Source organism: Thermomonospora curvata DSM 43183 (assembly GCF_000024385.1).
GTDB lineage: Bacteria > Actinomycetota > Actinomycetes > Streptosporangiales > Streptosporangiaceae > Thermomonospora > Thermomonospora curvata.
The window spans coordinates 3,600,936-3,619,630 of record NC_013510.1 but is presented as its reverse complement, the minus strand read 5'-3'; the positions used below and the strand labels follow the sequence as shown (position 1 = coordinate 3,619,630).

Below are 18,695 nucleotides of genomic sequence, written 5' to 3'. Positions count from 1 at the left end.
AGAGGGCGCCCCAGTCCGTACCCGGAGACCAGCGACGTTCCCATGACCAGTTCCAAGGCGCGCATCGGCGCCCTCGCCGCGATCCTGCTGACCTTGATGGTGGCAATGGCCGTACCCGCCGCCGCGTCCGTCTCGTCCACCGAAAGCACACCCATAGCCCAGAAAACCTCCGGCGGCGCCCCCAAGTGGCTGATGATCGGCAGCGGGCTGCTGCTCGGCGTGGGCATCGGCGGAGCGCTCACCCTCCTGCGCAAGGACTCCTCCAAGTGACCGGGGGCGCGCGATGAGCAAGGGCGTGGCACAGGTGGCGCGGGCCGCCGCGATCGCCGTCGCGGCAGCGGGCGCGGCGCTGGCGGCGGCGATGGTGGCCGGCGGCGCGGCGGCCGAGGAGATCGTCCCGGGGATCGGGGACGCGGGCGCGCTGACCCGCTGGGGACTGCCGGTCGCCCGGGTCGCCATGCACGCGGCCGCCGCGCTCACCGTCGGCGCGCTGCTGGCCGCCACGATGCTGCTGCCGCTGGAGGTCGCCGGCGGCAAGGGCCGGCTGTCCGCCGACGCGCTGACCTATCTGCGGGCCGCCTCCTGGCTGGGGGCCGGCTGGGCCGCCGCCGCGGCGGCGGCGCTGGTGTTCACCGTCTCCGACGTGCTCGGCGAGCCGGTGGGGCAGGTGCTGACCGGCAACCGGCTCAGCGGCTATGTGGGCGACCTGCCGCAGGCCACCGCGCTGATGCTGGTGATCTTGCTGGCGGTGCTGGTGGCGCTGCTGGCGCGGACCACCGCCACCGTGAACGGGGCGGCGGGCCTGCTGGTGACGGCCCTGGTGGCGCTGCTGCCGCCGCCGCTGACCGGGCACGCCGCCTCGGCCGGCAACCACTCCCTGGCGGTCACCTCGATGGCGCTGCACGTGCTCGCCGTGGCGCTGTGGGTCGGCGGGCTGGCGATGCTGGGCCGGCACGTCCTGACCGGCGGCGGGCGGCCGGAGATCATGGCCGGCCGCTACAGCCGCATGGCCCTGTGGTGCTACATCGTCGTCGGGGTCAGCGGGATCGCCGGCACCATGGCCCGCCTGCCCGGCCCGGCCGAGCTGGTGACCACCTCCTACGGCCGGCTGGTCCTGGCCAAGATCGTCCTGTTCGGGGCGCTGGGCTGGTTCGGCTGGTGGCACCGCCGCCGCACGCTGCCGGAGCTGGCCGAGCGGCGGCCCGGCGCGTTCGCCCGGCTGGCCGCGGTGGAGGTGGCGGTGATGGCCGCGGTGCTGGGGGTGGCGACGGCGCTGGCCCGCACCGCCCCGCCCGCCCCCCTGCTGGACGAGAACGCCGTGCAGGTGCTGCTGGGCTACCCGATGCCGCCGCAGATCACCTTCGGCCGCGTCCTGACGCTGTGGAAGCTGGACTTCTTCTTCGCGCTGCTGGTGGTGGTGCTGGGCGGCCTGTACCTGGCGGGGGTGGCGCGGCTGCGCGCCCGCGGCGACCGCTGGCCCATGCTGCGCACCGTCTCCTGGTTCTTCGGGCTGCTGACCATCGTGCTGGTCACCCAGAGCGGGCTGGCGCGGTATGCGCCGCTGCTGTTCAGCATGCACATGGTGCAGCACATGACGCTGAGCATGCTGACCCCGATCTTCATGGTGCTCGGCGACCCGATCACGCTGGCGCTGCGGGCGATCAAACCCGCCCCCGTCCGCGGCGACCGCGGCCCCCGCGAATGGCTGCTGGTGCTGCTGCACAGCCGGTACGTGCGGGTGATCTCGCACCCGGTGGTGGCCGCCGCGATCTTCGTGGTGACCACGTTCGCGCTCTACTTCACCCCGCTGTTTGCGAACGCGATGCGCAACCATCTGGGGCACATCGCGATGGAGATCCACTTCCTGGCGGCCGGGGCGCTGTTCTTCTGGGTGCTGATCGGGGTCGGCCCCACCCCGCGCAAGGTCCCGTACGTGGCCAAGCTGGTGACGCTGTTCGCCACCATGCCCTTCCACGCCTTCTTCGGGATCGCGCTGATGAGCCTGGGCGAGCCGCTCGCCGAGGGCTGGTACCGGTCGGTGCATCCGGACTGGGCCGCCTCGATACTGTCCGACCAGCACGCCGGCGGCGCCATCGCCTGGGGCTTCGGGGAGATCCCCACCTTCATCGTCCTGCTGGCCCTGGTCGTCCAGTGGTTCCTGGACGACCAGCGCACCGCCCGCCGCGAGGACCGCAAGGCCGAGCGGGCCGCCGCCCGCCACGAGGAGGACGAGCTGGCCGCCTACAACGCCCGCCTGGCCGCCTTGGCCCGGCGCGACGAACGCATGAAGAAGACCGCCGGCGGAGGGACCGGGGAGGGCGGCTCCTAGCCGCGCCGCCCTTTCCCGGCGGGGCCCGCTGTCAAGGGGCGGGGCTCAGCTCAGGGCGGATCCGCTGACGGCGGACGGCGCTGACGCCCCCGCCCCGGCCGGGAAAGGTGGGGGCATGCGAGATTTCCGGTTCGGGTTCAACTTCTTCGATCTGCCCTCCCGCCAGGAGTTCGTCGCGCGCTGCCGGACGGCCGAGCGCTTCGGCTACGACGTGGCCTTGATCCCCGACCACCTGGGCGGGCCGGCCCCGTTCCCGGCGATGGTGGCGGCGGCCGAGGCGACCGAACGGCTGCGGGTCGGCCCCCTGGTGCTCAACGTCGGCTTCTGGAACCCCCACCTGCTGGCCCGCGAGGTGGCCACCGCCGACCGGCTCACCGACGGCCGCGTCGAGCTCGGGCTGGGCGCCGGCCACATGAAGTGGGAGTTCGACGCCGCCGGCCTGCCCTGGGAGCCGTTCGGCGCCCGGGTGGAGCGGCTGGAGCGGACGGTCGAGGAGCTGACCCGGTTGTTTTCCGGCCCGGACTATCCGCAGCGCGCGGCCGTCCGGGAGCTGCATGACCTGGCCGAGCTCAAGCCGGTGCAGCGGCGGGGCTTCGGCGGTTTCGGCCCGCCGCTGCTGATCGGCGGCACCAGCGACCGGGTGCTGCGCCTGGCGGCCCGCTGCGCCGACATCATCGCCTACGGCGGGGGCCTGCAGATGAAGGGCGCCGAGCCGGGGACGTTCCGGCTGGCCACCGCGGCCGAGGCCGAGGAGCGGGTGCGCTTTGTGCGCGGGCTGCTGGGGGAGCGGGCCGACCGCGTCGAGTCCAGCGTGCTGATCCAGGCCGTGATCGTGACCGGCGACCGGCGTGCGGCGGCCGAGCGCCTGTCGGCCGAGCGGATGCCGTTCCTGACCCCCGAGCAGGTCCTGGAGACCCCGTTCCTGCTGCTGGGCACGCACCGGCAGATCGCCGACCAGTTGCTGGAACGGCGTGAACGCTATGGGTTCTCCTACATCACCGTGCACGGTCCGTACATGGAGGCCCTGGGCCCGGTGATCGAACTGCTGCGCTGAGGAGCCCATCGGACGTCGCTTCGGCACATCGGGCGCATCGTTATGGGCAAACCCTTGCGCCAAGAGAACCGAACGCGATTCGATTAGGTCTGCGGCTGTGTGAGCAGCCTCACTACCAGCAGTTTCGTGAAAGGACGACGATGGGTGCGACGTCTGCGGGCAACCCCGCGCACTGGCCGGCCGGACTGCCACGGTCCCTGGATTACCCCGACGTCGCGGTGGGGGCGATCCTCGCCGGTGCGGCCCGCCGCTGGGGCGACCGGACGGCGTTCCACTACCAGGGGCAGGACATCTCCTACGCCGAGCTGGCCAGGCAGGCGGCGCGGTTCGCGCACGGGCTGCGGGCCCGCGGCATCGGGCGCGGCGACGTGGTCGCCATCCACCTGCCGAACATCCCGCAGTTCCCCGTCGCCTACTACGGCATCCTGCTGGCGGGCGCCACGTTCTCCCCGTGCAACCCGCTGCTGCCGCCCGACGACCTGGCCTTCCAGCTCGACGACTGCGGCGCCGTGGCGGTGGTGACGCTGGACTTCGTGGCCGGCTCCCTGGCCCAGGCGCTCAAGAACACCAAGGTCCGCACGGTGATCGTGGCCCCGCTGATGGGCGATGCGGTGGACCTGTCCACCCTGTGCGACGGCGCGTTCGCCGAGTGCGGGGTGAACTTCGCCGAGATCGGCGCAGGGCAGCCGGACACCTTCCCCGAGGTGGACATCGACCCCCGCACCGATTTGGCCCACATCGCCTACACCGGCGGCACCACCGGCCGCTCCAAGGGCGTGATGATCCCGCACCGCAACGTGGTGGTCTGCTCGCTGCAGTACGCCTGCTGGGGCGCCGGGGCACTGCCGAAGCTGGACGAGGCCGGCGGGCTGACGCTGGACCAGATCGGCTCGGAGGAGGAGTACCCGGTCCGGCTGGGCACCGGCGTGCTGGTCAACGTGGCGCCCTGGTTCCACGCCATGGGCACCATCGGCTACCTGAACATGCCGATGCTCAACGGCTCCACCGTGGTGGTCCACCCGCGGCTGGACGTCCCGGCGTTCCTGGCCGACATGGAGAAGTTCCGCGCCACCACCCTCGGCGGCGCCCCCGCGCTGTTCTCGGCGCTCATGGCCGACCCGTCGTTTGAGACGCGGGACCTGTCGTCGGTGCGGTCCATCTCCTCCGGCGCCGCCCCGCTGCCGGTGGAGATGATCAACAAGCTCCGCGAGAAGTTCCCCGACGCCACGCTGGTCGAGGCCTACGGCCTCACCGAGGTCACCATGGGCGTCACCGCCAACCCCCCGCACCGCTCCGGGGAGCGCAAGGCCGGCACCGTCGGCGTCCCGGTCTTCGACACCCAGGTCAAGCTGGTGCCGGTGGACGCCGAGAAGGTCGACGACTCCACCCCCGGCCTGCCGCCCGGCCAGGAGGGCGAGGTCTGCGCCAAGGGCCCGCAGGTCATGGTCGGCTACCTGAACCGGCCGGAGGAGACCGCCGCGGTGCTCAGCGAGGACGGCTGGCTGCGCACCGGCGACATCGGGGTCTTCGACGAGGACGGCTACCTGTCCATCGTGGACCGCAAGAAGGACATGCTGATCTACAACGGGTACAACGTGTACCCGCGGGAGCTGGAGGAGATCCTCTTCACCCACCCCAAGGTCGCCAACGCCGCCGTGGTGGGCCGTCCCGACTCCAAGGCCGGGGAGCTGCCGACCGCCTTTGTGGTCAAGTCCGGCGAGGTGACCGCCGAGGAGCTGATGGAGTACGTCAACGCCAAGGTCATCCACTACAAGAAGCTGCGTGAGGTGATCTTCGTCGACGAGATCCCGGTCTCGGCGGCCGGCAAGGTCCTCAAGCGGGAGCTGCGCGAGCGGCTGTAGCCTCCCGGTGCCCGGCGGCGCTCCGGCGCCGCCGGGCCTCCTGGCTCACTCTCCGGGCAGCTCGCCCAAGGTGACCTTCACGGTGCGCTCCCCGGCGCCGTCGGCCGGGCGGATGACCACCTCGACGGTGTCCCCGGGCGACAGCTGCGCCAGCACCTGCGACAGCGCCGTCTGCGTGGGGGTGTCGGTGCCGTTGACCCGGACGATGACGTCACCGGGCCGGATCCCGGCCCGCTGGGCGCCGCCGCCCTCGGTGACCGAGACCACCCCCACCCCGGCGGGCTGCCCGCTGCGCAGATCGGCCACCGTGCGGACGGTCACCCCCAGGGCGGCCCGGCCGGAATTGGTGACCCGGCCGTCCTTGATCAGCTGCGGGACGATCCGGGTGACCGTGTTGCTGGGGGTGGCGAAACCGATGCCCGGGGCGGCGCCGCCGCCTTGGGGGTCGTTGGCGGCGGCGGTGGGAATCCCGATCACCTCGCCGTTCAGCGTGACCAGCGCGCCGCCGCTGTTGCCCGGGTTGATCGCCGCGCTGGTCTGGATGGCGTCGGCGATGGTCGCGCCGGGGAAGGCGCCCTGCCGGCCGGTGGTGACGCTGCGGCCGGTCGCCGAGACGATGCCGTTGGTGACGCTGCCCGACAGCCCCAGCGGGCTGCCCATCGCCAGCACGATGGTGCCGACCTCCAGCTTGGCGGAGTCGCCGAAACGGGCCGGGGGCAGCACCCCGCCGCGCACCTTCACCACCGCCAGGTCGTCGGGCACGAAGGCGCCGACCACGCTGGCCTGCAGCGGCCGGCCGCCGCTGGCCGGGACCACCTCGATCCGCCGGGCCCCGGCGATGACGTGCGCGTTGGTGACGATGTGGCCGGCGGAGTCGTAGACCACGCCCGAGCCCTCACCGGAGTCGGTGGTGATCTGCACCACCGAGGGCAGCACCGCCTTGATGACCCTCTCGTACTGCTCCTCCAGCTGAACGGCGCCCTGCGCGGTGGCCACGGTCGCCGTGCCGGTGCCGCCGGCGCCCGGCCTGCCCGGCTCCGGGCCGCCGGCGCACCCGGCGGCCATGGCCGCCCCCAGCAGCACGGCTGCTCCCGCCCGCAGCACGGGCCTGAGCTTTGCGTCCATGCAGAACCTCCTGAACCGGGTTGTCCCCACCACAAAAGGTTCAATCGGACGGTGATCGCCCCCTGACGGGGCGGAGCGCTCGCCGCGGCTCGCGGGACGCGGCAGGGACGGCGCCCGGTCAGCCCGCGCCGGCGAACCAGCGGGCGGCCGCGTCCCCGAACACCGCGTAGGCGGCCAAGATCACCGCGCTCACGGCCAGGACGGGTGCCACCACCACGCGCTCCACCGCGCCGTCGGTGCGCGGCACCAGCGGCAGGCCCACCCGCCACGGCGCCGGCCACAGCACCGGGCAGCCGCGCGGCGTCAGGCAGTCCCCGATCACGTGCGCCAGGCAGCCCAGGGTGACGGCATAGCCGGCGAAGCTCATGTCCAGGCCGCTCATCCACCACACCGCCAGCGCCGCCACCGCGCAGTCGGCGGCCGACGACCACACCGGGTGCCCCTCGAAGTCCAGGCCGATGCCGCGCAGCCCGAACCCGACGGTGATGAACAGCGCCACCCACCAGGCGTACGCCACATGGGTGGCCAGCAGGTCCATCACCAGCCCCGCGGCGAGGGCGAACAGGATCGAATGGGTGGCCTGCCGGTGCCCGCCGGAGATCCGGCCGACCCACTTGCACAGCAGCTTGGTGAGCGGCCCGATGGTGTTGGCGATCCGCCCGTTGTGGTGGTCGATGTCCGGCAGCAGCGCCGCGCCCGCGCACACCACCGCGCCCGCCAGCACCTGAGAGGTCGACAACGAGACCGCGAACTCGCCCAGCAGCCGCTCCTGGGAGAGCAACGGCACGGCCGCCAGCCACACCACCGCGCCGCTGAGGGCGTGCGTACGCCCCATCATGGGAGGTTCACCCGAAAGATCCGCACACACGGACTGTAACCATCGCGGACCCCGGCCGGGGAGCGGCACGCCGAAAACCGGCCATGTCGGGTACCGGCCGCCGGGGCCTTGCCGGCTTCAGGGCAGGAAGACGGCGTATTCGGCGATGTCGGAGGTGAGAGCGGGCGGCAGCTGCGCCAGGGTGGACAGCTCCTCGGCGGACACGAACCCGCCGGTCTCCTGGCGGACCTTGATGATCCGGTGGGCGAGCTCCTCGGTGACGCCCGGCAGCATGGTCAGCACCGTCGCCGGGGCGTGATTGACGTCGATCAGCCCCCCGTCGTCATAGCGGCGCGGCAGGTCCGGCCGGCCGATGCGCAGCTCCTTGGCCATGGCCGGGTCCTTGGCGGCCAGCTCCCGCGCCTTGGCCCGCAGCAGCCGCTGCCGCCGCACCATCTCGATCGCGGCCTCGTTGCCGGCCAGGCCGCCCGTCCCCTCCGGGTCGAACACCCTGCGCCGCACCAGGAAGGCGTGAAAGCAGCCCACCACCGCCTGCGTCAGCAGGCACGCCCCGTACAGCCGCTCGGCGCCGGCGTCGGTGTCGATGACCGGCAGCAGCATCATCTGCAGCGCGAACACCCCGAGGTAGAACGCCGCGGCGACCACCAGATGTCCGCTGCGGCGCCAGATCGCCGCGCCCGCGAACGCGAACGGGGTGGCCCAGCCCAGGGTCAGGAAAGGCGACACCGCCCAGATGACGCTGAGCGCCGCACGCCCGGGAGACATGCTGTCGGAGGGGACCCGGGGCTCATACGGCGCTGGCGAGGTCATCCGTCACGTCTCCCATGGCGGAGGCAGAAAGCGGGCGGCAGATCTCTTACCCCGCCGAAGGTCAGGGAAGAGTGAGAATTTCGTGACCGTCCTCGGTCACCAGCACGGTGTGCTCGAACTGGGCGGTGCGCTTGCGGTCCTTGGTGACCACCGTCCAGCCGTCGTCCCAGATCTCGTACTCGATCGTGCCGAGGGTGAGCATCGGCTCGATCGTGAACGTCATGCCCGGCTGCATGATGGTGGTGGCGTTCGGGTCGTCGTAGTGCGGGATGACCAGCCCGGAGTGGAAGGTGGTGCCGATGCCGTGCCCGGTGAAGTCGCGCACCACCCCGTACCCGAAGCGGCGGGCGTACGACTCGATCACCCGGCCGATCACGTTGATGGCCCGGCCCGGCGCGACCGCGCGGATGCCGCGCATCATCGCCTCACGGGTGCGCTCCACCAGCAGGCGGGACTCCTCGTCGACCTCCCCGACCAGGAAGGTGGCGTCGGTGTCGCCGTGCACGCCGTCGATGTAGGCGGTGATGTCGATGTTGATGATGTCGCCTTCGCGCAGCACCGTGTCATCGGGGATGCCGTGGCAGATCACCTCGTTGATGGAGGTGCACAGCGACTTGGGAAAGCCCCGGTAGCCCAGCGTGGAGGGGTAGGCGCCGTGGTCCAGCAGGAACTCATGGCCGATCCGGTCGAGTTCGTCGGTGGTGATGCCGGGCCGCACGTGCCGCCCGACCTCCTGCAGCGCCTGCCCGGCGATCTTGCCCGCCACCCGCATCCGCTCGATGATCTCGGGGGATTTGATGTCGGGCTCGCCCGTGCGGGGCTGTTTCTTCCCGACATACTCCGGGCGGGCGATGTGCGCCGGTACTTTGCGCATGGGGGAGATGCGGCCTGGCCGGAGTTGGGTCGTCATGTCACTGGAGTGTAGTTGTCCCGCCGTGGGCACGACTGTGGACGCGAAGCCGGCAACGGGAGGTGGCGGGTTGGAGATCTCCGACGACGCGTGGTGGTACTGCCTGCGGCACATGCGGGTCGAGCACGGCCCGGGCTGTGCGAACAAGGACCGGATGGGCCCCTACCGGACGGAGGCCGAGGCCGCCGGCGCCCTGGAGCTGGCCCGCAGGCGCAACGAGGCCTGGGACGAGCAGGACGACGAGGGAGACGACTGACTCGCCGGGGGCGTCTTAATCGACCACCGCGTAGGCGCGCACGGGGAACGTGCCCATCCCGGTGATCGGCGGGGGCACCGCGCTGAACCGGAAACCGCCGGGCGGCAGGTCCTCCAGCCCCCGCAGGTGCTCGACGATCGGGATGCCGGCCGCCAGCAGCCCGCTGTGCGCCGGGCGGCTCAGGTCGGCCATGTCGTCGATGTTCACCGAGTCGATGCCGACCAGCGCGGCGCCGCCGGCGATCAGCGCCTCCACCGCGCTGCGGGCCAGGTAGGGGTGGTCGGGCGCGCCGTAGCGTTCGGTGCCGAAATGCCGGCTCCAGCCGGTGGCCACCAGCACCGCCCGGCCCGCCACCGCCACGCCCGCCAGGTCGTCGGCCTCCAGCGCGCGCCGTCCCGGCCGCACCCGCACCACCGTGCCGGGCAGGTCCGCCAGCCGCTCCAGCGGGAACGTCCCGAGGTCGGCGCCGTCCTCATACCAGTGGAACGGCGTGTCCACGTAGGTGCCGGTGTTGGCGACCATGGTGATCTCGCCGATCTGGTAGGCCATGGCGGGGCCGAAGCGCTCGGCGGCCTGGGCGCGCGAGATGTGGTCGCCGATGCGCGGGCCCGGCAGCCCGGGGTAGGTCGTCATGCCCGCGGTGATGCGGTGGCTCAGCTCGATGAACGGCATGGCCCCAGTGTGGGACGCCCGAGGTCACTCCATCACCGGGCCGGTGACCTTCTCCAGCAGGCGGGCCAGCCGGTCGCGCAGGCCCGGCCGGCGCCGCGGCGCGCCCCCGGCGGCCGCGCTGACCAGGTGCTGGGCGCCGTCGAAGGACAGCAGCCGTTCCCCGGCGGGCACCGTCAGCGCCTCGTGGGCCAGCCCCGACAGCTCCCGGTCCCCGCCGTCGAGTGTGAGGATCGTCACGCCGGTGCGGCGCGCGTCGTCCACCCGTTCCAGCAGCGGGGCGGGCGCGGCGTCCTCGGCGACCACGAACAACGTCTCCCCGCGCCGGGCCTGCTCCAGCCGTTCGATGCCGACGCGCAGGTGCGGCGGCGAGCCGGGCGGGGGGGACCAGCGCACCAGCGTGGGGGACAGCCAGGGCAGGTGGTTGAGACGGCTCTCGTCGTCCAGGTGGGCCGCCATGTGCCAGGGTTCGGCGGTGGGGGTGCCGACCAGCAGCAGGCCCTCGGAGCGGTTGGCGCAGTCGCGCAGCGCGAGGGCGAACTCCTCGGTGCGCCCCAGCCAGTCGGATGCCGACAGGACTTCGCGCAGCATCGCCACCTGCTCTGCGTCCATGTCTTCATCGTGCCGCAGCCGGCGGCCGCCAGGGGGGCGAACCGACGGAGAACCGACGGAGAACCGACGGAAACGAGCGGCCGTGAAGGTAGGGCGGAGCCCGCCGGAGGGCGGCTTGGAGCGCTTTGGCAGGATCGGGGCATGAGTGAGCAGAAGACGCCCTACGACCTGCCGGACGTCGCGGGCCTGTCCATCGGCATCCTCGGCGGCACCGGCGACCAGGGCAAGGGGCTGGCCCGGCGGTTCGCCATGGCCGGCCACCAGGTGATCATCGGTTCCCGCAGCGCCGAGCGCGCCCGGCAGGCCGCCGAGGAGCTGGGGCTGGGGGTGCGCGGCGCCGACAACGCCACCGCGGCCGCCGAGCCCGACGTGGTGATCGTGGCGGTGCCCTGGGAGGGCCACAAGGCCCTGCTGGAGTCGCTGCGCGAGCAGCTGGCCGGGAAGATCGTCATCGACTGCGTCAACCCGCTGGGCTTCGACAAGCGCGGCGCCTACGCCCTGCCGGTGGCAGAGGGCAGCGCCGCCGAGCAGGCGGCCGCGGTGCTGCCCGACAGCCGGGTGGTGGCCGCCTTCCACCACGTGTCGGCCAAGCTGCTGCTGGACCCGGACGTGGCCGAGGTGGACCTGGACGTGCTGGTGCTCGGCGACGACCGGGAGGCCACCGACCTGGTGCAGGCCCTGGCCGGGCGGATCGCCGGGGTGCGCGGCGTCTACGGCGGCCGGCTGCGCAACGCCCACCAGGTCGAGGCGTTCACCGCCAACCTGATCTCCATCAACCGCCGCTACAAGGCCCACGCGGGCCTGCGCATCACGGACGTATGAGGAGCCTTCCCGGGCCGGTCCGCAGCGGGACCGGCCCGGCAGGGCCGCGAGAAATGACGACGGCGGACGGGAGCGCGGCGCGGTCCGCTCCCGTCCGCCGGTGGAGGAGAGCTCAGCGGTAGGAGTGCTCGGGGCTGGGGAAGGCGCCCGCGACGACCTCTTCGGCGAACGCCCGGGCCGCGTCGCCGAGCACCGTGGCCAGGTCGGCGTACTTCTTGACGAACTTGGCGGTGCGCGGGGTCAGCCCGGCCATGTCCTGCCAGACCAGCACCTGGGCGTCGCAGGCGTCCCCGGCGCCGATGCCGATGGTGGGGATGGACAGCGAGGCGGTGACCCGGGCGGCCAGGTCGGCGGGCACGCACTCCAGCACCAGCGCGAACGCGCCGGCCGCCTCCAGCGCCTTGGCGTCGGCCATCAGCTGCTCGCCGGCCTCGCCGCGGCCCTGCACCCGGTAGCCGCCGAACACGTTCACCGACTGCGGGGTCAGGCCCAGGTGGCCCATCACCGGGATGCCCGCGGCGACCATCGCCTCCACCTGGGGCAGGATGCGCCGGCCGCCTTCGAGCTTGACCGCGTGCGCGCCGGTCTCCTTCAAAAAGCGCACCGCGGTGGCCAGCCCCTCTTCCACGCTCGTCTGGTAGGAGCCGAACGGCAGGTCGGCCACCACCATCGCCCGGCGCGAGCCGCGGACCACGGCGGCGGTCAGCGGGATCAGGTCGTCGACGGTCACCGGGATGGTGGAGTCGTAGCCGTAGACCACCATGGCCGCCGAGTCGCCGACCAGCAGCACGGGGATGCCGGCCTCGTCGAACACGCGCGCCGTCATCGCGTCGTAGGCGGTCAGCATGGGCCACTTCTCGCCGCGCTGCTTGGCGGCGGCGATGTCGCGTACGGTGACCCGCCGGTCGGTTCCGGCCTTGCCGCCGTACAGAGCGGTCGGACGGCCGTGCTGGGCGGGGCTGGAGACAGCAGAAGACATGAGACAACCTCCGGTCTCGAGGCGCCACGGTGGCGTACCCGGACGGGATCGATGATCCCACGGACAAAACGGATGCGGTAGACCCGGGCATTCCCGGCCGGAGCGTTTTCGGCGGTTTGCAGGATGCGGTGACACGAAGGGCCGGAACGCAATACGAAACGATACGGTACCGTATCTATATTGTTTCCGAGCGCGTCGTTCCACCCGCGATCGCTCTCCCGAGAGTCTTGGAACACAGGCGCCTCACCGGCTCATTCCCGCCTGCAGGGGACGGAGGAGACCGGGAGGGCAAAGGAGGAACGTGCAATCACAACCCCGCCAGGGCGGGCACCCCCGCCGCTGGCCGATTCTCGGCGTGCTGGTCTTCAGCCTGCTGGTGGTCGTCCTGGACAACACCATCCTCAACGTCGCCCTGCGCACCATCGCCGACCCCGGGCGCGGGCTGGGCGCCACCCAAAGCGAGCTGGAATGGGCGATCAACTCCTACACGCTGGTGTTCGCCGGGCTGCTGTTCACCTTCGGGGTGATCGGGGACCGGCTGGGCCGCAAGCGGGTCCTGGTGGCCGGCATGGCGGTCTTCGGCCTGGCCTCACTGGTGTCGGCGTACGCGCAAAGCCCCGAACAGCTGATCGCGGCCCGGGCGCTGATGGGGCTGGGCGGCGCGGCGATCATGCCGCAGACCCTGTCGATCATCACCAACGTCTTCGACCCCACCGAGCGCGCCCGCGCCATCGGGATCTGGTCGGCGGCGGTCGGGCTGGCCGTGGCGATCGGCCCGATCACCGGCGGGCTGCTGCTGAACCACTTCTGGTGGGGCTCGGTCTTTTTGATCAATGTGCCGATCGTGACGCTCGGGCTGACCGGGATGCTGCTGCTGGTCCCCGAGTCCCGCAACCCCGACCCCGGGCGGCTGGACCCGCTCGGCGTGCTGCTGTCGATCGTCGGCCTGGTCTCCCTGTCGTACGGGATCATCGAGGGCGGCGAGCGCGGCTCCTGGCTGGAACCGGTGGTGCTCGGGCCGATCGCCGTCGGGCTGGCGGTGATCGCGCTGTTCGCCTGGCACGAGGCGCGCACCGACCACCCCGCCTTCGATGTGCGGCTGTTCCGCGACCCCCGGCTGTCGGTGGCGGTCGGCTCCATCGCCTTCTGCTTCTTCGCCACCTCCGGGGTGTTCTTCTTCGGCTCCTTTTACCTGCAGTCGGTGCGCGGGCTGAGCCCGCTGGAGGCGGGGGCGATGATGCTGCCGTTCGCGGCCGGCCAGCTGATCTTCTCCCCCTACAGCCCCACCCTGGTGCGCCGGTACGGGGCCAAGGCCGTGTGCACCGCCGGGATGCTGCTGGTGGCCACGGCGATGGTCGGCTATCTGCTGTGCGACGAGACCAGCCCGCTGTGGGTGTTCGGCGTGGTGGCCTTCGTCCAGGCCAGCGGCATGGCCCACGTGATGCCGCCGGCCACCGAGTCGGTGATGTCGGCGCTGCCCCGCGAACGGGCCGGCGCCGGCTCGGCCCTCAACAACACCGCCCGCCAGGTCGCGGTGGCGATGGGCGTGGCCGTGCTCGGCTCGCTGGTCGCCTCGGTCTACCGCGGCGAGCTGAGCGGCCTGCTGGCCCGCCTGCCCGCCGGGCTGCCCGCGCAGGTGCGGCATGCGGCCGGCGAGTCCATCGAGGGCACGCTGGCGCTGGCCGCCCGGCTGGGCCCGGCGGGGGAGGGCCTGATCGAGCCGGCGCGCAGTGCGTTCGTGCACGGCATGCACGTCGCCGTGGTGGCCTCGGCGATCGTCGCGTTCACCGGTGCCATGCTGGTGCTGCGATGGATGCCGGGACGGCCGGCGCCGGCCGGCCGGCGGCCCCGGCCCGCCCCGGCCGAGCAGCGGCTTTGAGCGGAAAGTTGCGACGAAGGCGGTGACGGCGATGAGCCAGACCGAAACCCGGTCCCGCAGGCCCGAACCCGCCAGGCCCGGGCGGCCGCGCAGCGCCCGGGCCGACGAGGCGATCCTGCAGGCCACCCTCGAGCTGCTCGCCGAGGAGGCGGGGGTGGCCGGGATCTCCATGGAGGCGGTGGCGGCGCGGGCCGGGGTGGGCAAGAGCACCGTCTACCGGCGCTGGCCCAATAAGGAACGGCTCATCGTCGACGCCTTGGCCGCTCTCAAACGCCCCCTTCCCGACCCGGCCGGCGGCTCGGTCCGCGACGACCTGCTGGCGCTGGCGGAGGCCATGTGCCGCGAGCGGTCGGCCAAGCACGGCCGCTGCCTGTGGAACGTCCTGGGCGGTGCGGATAAATATCCCGAACTGCTGGCCCGTTACCACCGGGAGGTCATCGAACCGCGCCGGGAGATCATCCGGCGGGTGCTGCGCCGGGGTGTGGAGACCGGGGAATTGCGCGCCGACCTTGATGTCGAAGCGGCCATCGAAATGCTCGTGGGCGCCATGACCCTGCAAAGCCGCGCCCCGGCGGCCACCGCACCCCCCGAGGACCTGGCCGAACGGGTCGTGGATACGCTGCTGCGCGGCATCGCGGCCTGAACTCCGCCGCCACCGCAGGCGATGAGATTCGGCCTTATCCGTCTTATTCCGCGGCCCATTCTCCGCGCGATCTCCCGCCCCATCCGGCCGTTCCGCCCGGGTGCCTTCCCCGGTTCTTCTCCCCAGCCGAGTGACCATGCTTCATACTGAGCGCCAGGAAGCCGTGGAACGACAGGTTCTCAAGAGCGCGAGGTGACCGACTTGCCGACACCCCGGACTGCGGGCGCGCAGCCAGGTGCCGTGCCCGCCGCCGATTCGGACTCCCGGACCTTGGTTCTCGGCATCGACCGATCCGGACGGGTGGTCCAGTGCGGCCACAACGCTCGCGCCGTTCTGGGGCACCGGGCCGAGGAACTGCTCGGCAGGGACACCGCTGCGCTGGTGGCCGACGAGGCCAAGGAGGACCTGGACACCCTGCTGGAGGGGGTCGCCGCCGGGCAGGAGCGCACCGCCGTGCTGGCCGTGCGGCGCGCCGACGGCTCGGTGACCGACGCCGTCGTCACCGCCCAGCCCATGGTGGCCGCCCAGGACGGCCGGCCCGGCCCGGTCGTCGCCGCGCTGCTGCACGTGCGGGTGGCGCTGCCGCCCAGCGAACGCTTCCAGGACCCGGCGCGCATGCGCCGCGCCCTGCTGGACGACCCGCTGACCCGCTTCGGCGCGTCCTTGGACCTGGACCAGACCGCCAAGGAACTGGCGGACGTGATCGTCCCGCACTTTTGCACCACCGCCACCGTGCTGGTGCTGGAGAGCCTGGTCGCCGCCGACGAGGTGCACAGCGAGTCCGGCGCGGCCGTGCTGCGCCGCCTGGCGGTCGCCTTCGACGACGGCAACGAGATGTGGCCGGCGACCTTCCCCCAGGGGGAGGTGCTGGTCTACCCGGAGGGCACCCCCTACCGCAAGTGCCTGGACACCGCCCAGCCGGTGCACATGCCCCAGGTGAGCGCGGAGACCGCCGCCGAGATCGCCCGGGTCTGGCGCCGCCCCCCGGTGGCCGGGCTGCTGAGCGGCGTGTCGATGGTGCTGCTGCCGCTGATCGCCCGCGACACCCTGCTGGGCATGATGGTGTGCGTCCGGGTGCCGGGCTTTCGCCGCTTCGACGCCTACGACGTCGAGATCGGCATGGAGTTCGCCGCCCGCGCCGCCATCGTGCTCGACAACGCCCGCCGCTTCAGCCGGGAACGTGCCACCGCCCTGGCGCTGCAGCGCAGCCTGCTGCCCAACCGGCTGTCGGCGCCGACCTCGGTGGAGGTGCGGCACCGCTACCTGCCCGGCAGCAAGCTGGTGGAGGTCGGCGGCGACTGGTACGAGTCGATCAAACTGCCGGGCGCCCGGGTCGCCCTGATCGTCGGGGACGTGGCCGGGCACGGGGTGCGCGCCGCGGTCACCATGGGACGGCTGCGCACCGCCCTGCACACCCTGGCCAACCTGGAGTTCTCCCCGGCCGACGCGCTGCATGAGCTCAACGAGCTGATGATCGAGCTGGGCGAGCAGGAACCGCACTTCGCCACCTGCGTGTACGCGGTCTACGACGCCTCCGCCGGAACCTTGGAGATCGCCTCGGCCGGGCATCTGCCGCCGCTGCTGGTGCGGCCCGACGGCACCAAGGAGTACCTGGAGGTGCCGCCCGCCCCGCCGCTGGGCGTGGCCGGCGGCACGGCGATCGGCAGCCGCACCTTCCGGGTCGACGACGGCAGCGTCTTCGTCATCTACACCGACGGCCTGGTGGAGAACCGGGGCCGCGACATCGACGACGGCCTGTCGCGGCTGCGCGACGTCTTCGGCACCGACACCGCCGAGCGCCGCATGGAGGACCTGGCCAAGGCCGTCCTGAACGGGGTGTACGCCGACCACCACCGCGACGACATCGCGGTGCTCATCGCCCGGCTGCGCCGGCTGCCCGAAGAGCACCGGGTCTCCTGGACGCTGCCGGCCGACCCGGCCGCCGTCCGCCGCGCCCGCGGCCTGGTGCGCACCCAGCTGGACCGCTGGGGCCTGGAGGAGCTGTCCTACACCACCGAGCTGCTGACCTCCGAGCTGATCACCAACGCGCTGCGCTATGCCCCCGGCCCCATCGAGCTGCGCCTGCTGATGGAGCGCACGCTGATGTGCGAGGTGTTGGACCGCTCCGCCGCGCTGCCCCGGCTGCGGCACGCCACCGACGAGGAGGAGAACGGCCGGGGCCTGCTGGTGGTCAGCCAGCTCGCCCACCGCTGGGGATCCCGCCGCACCGCCACCGGCAAGGTCGTCTGGTGCGAGCAGCTCATCCCCGGCGTCGATCCCGAGCCCGAAGAGCCTCCCCAGTCCTGGCCGGGCGAGAATCACCACCGCGACTGACCGCTTGCGGCCGCCGGCCGCGAAACCTCCGCACGCAGCCGGCCTCGCCACGCCCGCACACCGGTGCTCCCGGCCCTGCGGGCAGCGGGGATCGCCTTTCACTGAACCTTTTCAGCGCGCCGTTTCCGCGGCTGAGGACGGAGGCGTCGCGGTCGAGGAGACCGTGACCCGTGATGGCACGGCACCGTGCTGAGGCTCCGGTCTCGGCCGCTTGAGGCCACGTGCTGGAAAGGTTCACCGTGCCCTTGGCCATGACCGGTGCCGGCCAGGCCGTTTCGGCTTCGGCACTCGGGCGGCGGCCGTTGCCGATGGGATTCTGATCGGGCGCTGCGGGCGTCCTTCTCACCGGCCGGAAGACCGCCGCCGCGTCAGGCTGCATTGGGCTTTGCAAGGCTGTACCGGCACTCCGCTGTGGGAGAGACGCACAAGGCGCGCCTTAACGGATCACCGAGTGAACGGGTGAGGCATGTCTGTCGCTGACCTGGATCTGCGCATGTCTCGGCGAGCGCTGGTGTGGCAGATTCCGCTGTTGCTTTTCACATTGGCGGTGGGGGTGATATGGGCGGCGCGATGCTCCATGTGGGAGCTGGCGGCGGTACTGCTCCTCATGCCCGTGCTCCTGCTGGGAGACATGGTGGTGACGCTGCGCGGCCGGGTCCGGGTGACAAGAGAGGGAGTGGGCAACCGGCTGGGCGTGCGATGGACATGGACGCCCTGGCACCAGGTCAAGGCCGTTCAGGTCAGACGGGGGATCATCGGCCGCAGCGCCGTGCTGGTCGGTGTGGGCGGCCACAGACGCCTGCTGGCCGCGCCGCATGATCGCTTTCTGGCCCGGGACCGGGAGTTCGACCGGCGAATCCGGCGGATGCTCGAACTGGCCGGCGACCGCCGGCCGGAGCTCGTCGAGGTCTCGGCAAAGTCGGGGAGTCTCGTCAGGACGGTGCTCTCGCTGCTGCTGGTGGGCTCGGCCCTGGTGCGCCTGCTGCCCGTGTTGTGGCCGCCCGACCAGCCCTGGTGGCCGGGGCGGTTGGAGGCGGCGCGGATTCCGCGCGCGTGTTCCGCGCTGGACCCGGCCGTTGCGCAACAGTACCTCGGGTCAGCGCGCAAGGTGATCGACCACGATTCGCGGGATGACTTGTCGGACCTCTCCCGGTGCATGTGGGAGGGCGCGCTGGGTTTGCTGATCCTGCGATATGACCGGTACGCGGATGTGGACTTCCAAAACGGAATGCGCGAGTCCGCCGATCGATACGAATCCGCGGTCGCCGACGCCGTGCGCGATGGCGCCCGCCGGACCGCCGAGACGCCGTCCCTGGGGGATGAGGCCGTCGCTCTGCTCGGTTCCCCGGTGAGGGGCGTGCATGAGGCCCATGTCGTCTCCCGGCGGGCGAACGTGGTCGTCGCCGTGACGCTGCGGTCCGATCACCCGGCGGGTCGCCCGGCGGCACGCACCCTGCGGGACGCCGAGGAGATCGCACGGACCGCCCTGGGACGGATCGCTTTCGGGTGACGGCGAGACGGCCAGGTGACCGGCGCCCGCCGGCCGGCTGCGGAGAGCGGGCGCCGGGCCGGT

General features: G+C 72.3%; 17 protein-coding genes. 10 read left to right on the top strand and 7 right to left on the bottom strand.

What is annotated here, in order from left to right; genetic code table 11:
• Nucleotides 1–42: 42 nt before the first annotated feature.
• The 4 genes from TCUR_RS15395 (at nt 43) to TCUR_RS15380 (ending at nt 5,245) form a co-directional block, all read left to right on the top strand.
• Nucleotides 43–270, top strand: coding sequence for a hypothetical protein (locus tag TCUR_RS15395; RefSeq protein ID WP_012853451.1), 228 nt, complete (start codon nt 43–45; stop codon nt 268–270).
• Between the two features lie 13 nt (nt 271–283).
• Nucleotides 284–2,329: a bifunctional copper resistance protein CopD/cytochrome c oxidase assembly protein gene (locus TCUR_RS15390; RefSeq protein ID WP_012853450.1), complete on the top strand. Its 2,046-nt coding sequence runs from the start codon at nt 284–286 to the stop codon at nt 2,327–2,329.
• Between the two features lie 115 nt (nt 2,330–2,444).
• On the top strand, nt 2,445–3,383 hold the full coding sequence (locus TCUR_RS15385) for an LLM class F420-dependent oxidoreductase (protein ID WP_012853449.1): 939 nt from the start codon (nt 2,445–2,447) through the stop codon (nt 3,381–3,383).
• 140 nt (nt 3,384–3,523) lie between these two features.
• The gene (locus TCUR_RS15380; protein WP_012853448.1) at nt 3,524–5,245 is read left to right on the top strand and encodes an AMP-binding protein; all 1,722 of its coding nucleotides are present in this window, start codon (nt 3,524–3,526) and stop codon (nt 5,243–5,245) included.
• A 45-nt stretch (nt 5,246–5,290) separates the two neighbouring features.
• Here the strand turns inward: TCUR_RS15380 and TCUR_RS15375 are convergent, their stop codons facing one another.
• The 4 genes from TCUR_RS15375 to map all read right to left on the bottom strand — a co-directional run bounded on the left by TCUR_RS15375 (nt 5,291) and on the right by map (nt 8,928).
• Complete coding sequence (locus TCUR_RS15375; protein ID WP_012853447.1) at nt 5,291–6,370, bottom strand: S1C family serine protease; 1,080 nt, start codon at nt 6,368–6,370, stop codon at nt 5,291–5,293.
• Nucleotides 6,371–6,488: 118 nt separating this feature from the next.
• Nucleotides 6,489–7,205 (bottom strand): metal-dependent hydrolase, encoded by a 717-nt coding sequence (locus TCUR_RS15370; protein ID WP_041441973.1) that lies wholly within the window; start codon nt 7,203–7,205, stop codon nt 6,489–6,491.
• Between the two features lie 120 nt (nt 7,206–7,325).
• The gene (locus TCUR_RS15365; RefSeq protein WP_245536870.1) at nt 7,326–7,973 is read right to left on the bottom strand and encodes a ComEA family DNA-binding protein; all 648 of its coding nucleotides are present in this window, start codon (nt 7,971–7,973) and stop codon (nt 7,326–7,328) included.
• A gap of 106 nt (nt 7,974–8,079) precedes the next feature.
• Nucleotides 8,080–8,928 carry a type I methionyl aminopeptidase gene (gene map, locus TCUR_RS15360; protein ID WP_041439836.1) on the bottom strand — a complete coding sequence of 283 codons (849 nt, stop codon included), beginning with the start codon at nt 8,926–8,928 and terminating at the stop codon, nt 8,080–8,082.
• Between the two features lie 70 nt (nt 8,929–8,998).
• On the opposite strand from map, the gene TCUR_RS15355 reads away from it, so the two are divergent.
• Nucleotides 8,999–9,184: a hypothetical protein gene (locus tag TCUR_RS15355; protein WP_041439833.1), complete on the top strand. Its 186-nt coding sequence runs from the start codon at nt 8,999–9,001 to the stop codon at nt 9,182–9,184.
• A 15-nt stretch (nt 9,185–9,199) separates the two neighbouring features.
• Here TCUR_RS15355 and TCUR_RS15350 read toward each other — a convergent pair whose 3' ends face one another.
• Both TCUR_RS15350 and TCUR_RS15345 read right to left on the bottom strand, forming a co-directional pair.
• Nucleotides 9,200–9,856 carry a cyclase family protein gene (locus TCUR_RS15350; RefSeq protein ID WP_012853442.1) on the bottom strand — a complete coding sequence of 219 codons (657 nt, stop codon included), beginning with the start codon at nt 9,854–9,856 and terminating at the stop codon, nt 9,200–9,202.
• A gap of 24 nt (nt 9,857–9,880) precedes the next feature.
• The gene (locus TCUR_RS15345; protein WP_012853441.1) at nt 9,881–10,465 is read right to left on the bottom strand and encodes a hypothetical protein; all 585 of its coding nucleotides are present in this window, start codon (nt 10,463–10,465) and stop codon (nt 9,881–9,883) included.
• A gap of 141 nt (nt 10,466–10,606) precedes the next feature.
• On the opposite strand from TCUR_RS15345, the gene npdG reads away from it, so the two are divergent.
• Nucleotides 10,607–11,287, top strand: a complete 681-nt coding sequence (gene npdG / locus TCUR_RS15340) for an NADPH-dependent F420 reductase (protein ID WP_012853440.1) — start codon at nt 10,607–10,609, stop codon at nt 11,285–11,287.
• Nucleotides 11,288–11,399: 112 nt separating this feature from the next.
• On the opposite strand, the gene panB is transcribed toward npdG, so the two are convergent.
• Nucleotides 11,400–12,266: a 3-methyl-2-oxobutanoate hydroxymethyltransferase gene (gene panB, locus TCUR_RS15335; protein ID WP_012853439.1), complete on the bottom strand. Its 867-nt coding sequence runs from the start codon at nt 12,264–12,266 to the stop codon at nt 11,400–11,402.
• Nucleotides 12,267–12,567: 301 nt separating this feature from the next.
• Here panB and TCUR_RS15330 point away from each other — a divergent pair, with 301 nt between their 5' ends.
• The 4 genes from TCUR_RS15330 to TCUR_RS15315 all read left to right on the top strand — a co-directional run bounded on the left by TCUR_RS15330 (nt 12,568) and on the right by TCUR_RS15315 (nt 18,632).
• Nucleotides 12,568–14,145 carry an MFS transporter gene (locus tag TCUR_RS15330; protein ID WP_012853438.1) on the top strand — a complete coding sequence of 526 codons (1,578 nt, stop codon included), beginning with the start codon at nt 12,568–12,570 and terminating at the stop codon, nt 14,143–14,145.
• Between the two features lie 31 nt (nt 14,146–14,176).
• Nucleotides 14,177–14,788 (top strand): TetR/AcrR family transcriptional regulator, encoded by a 612-nt coding sequence (locus TCUR_RS15325; RefSeq protein ID WP_012853437.1) that lies wholly within the window; start codon nt 14,177–14,179, stop codon nt 14,786–14,788.
• Between the two features lie 240 nt (nt 14,789–15,028).
• Nucleotides 15,029–17,122, top strand: a complete 2,094-nt coding sequence (locus tag TCUR_RS15320; RefSeq protein WP_012853436.1) for a SpoIIE family protein phosphatase — start codon at nt 15,029–15,031, stop codon at nt 17,120–17,122.
• A 466-nt stretch (nt 17,123–17,588) separates the two neighbouring features.
• On the top strand, nt 17,589–18,632 hold the full coding sequence (locus TCUR_RS15315) for a hypothetical protein (protein WP_041439829.1): 1,044 nt from the start codon (nt 17,589–17,591) through the stop codon (nt 18,630–18,632).
• Nucleotides 18,633–18,695: the final 63 nt, after the last annotated feature.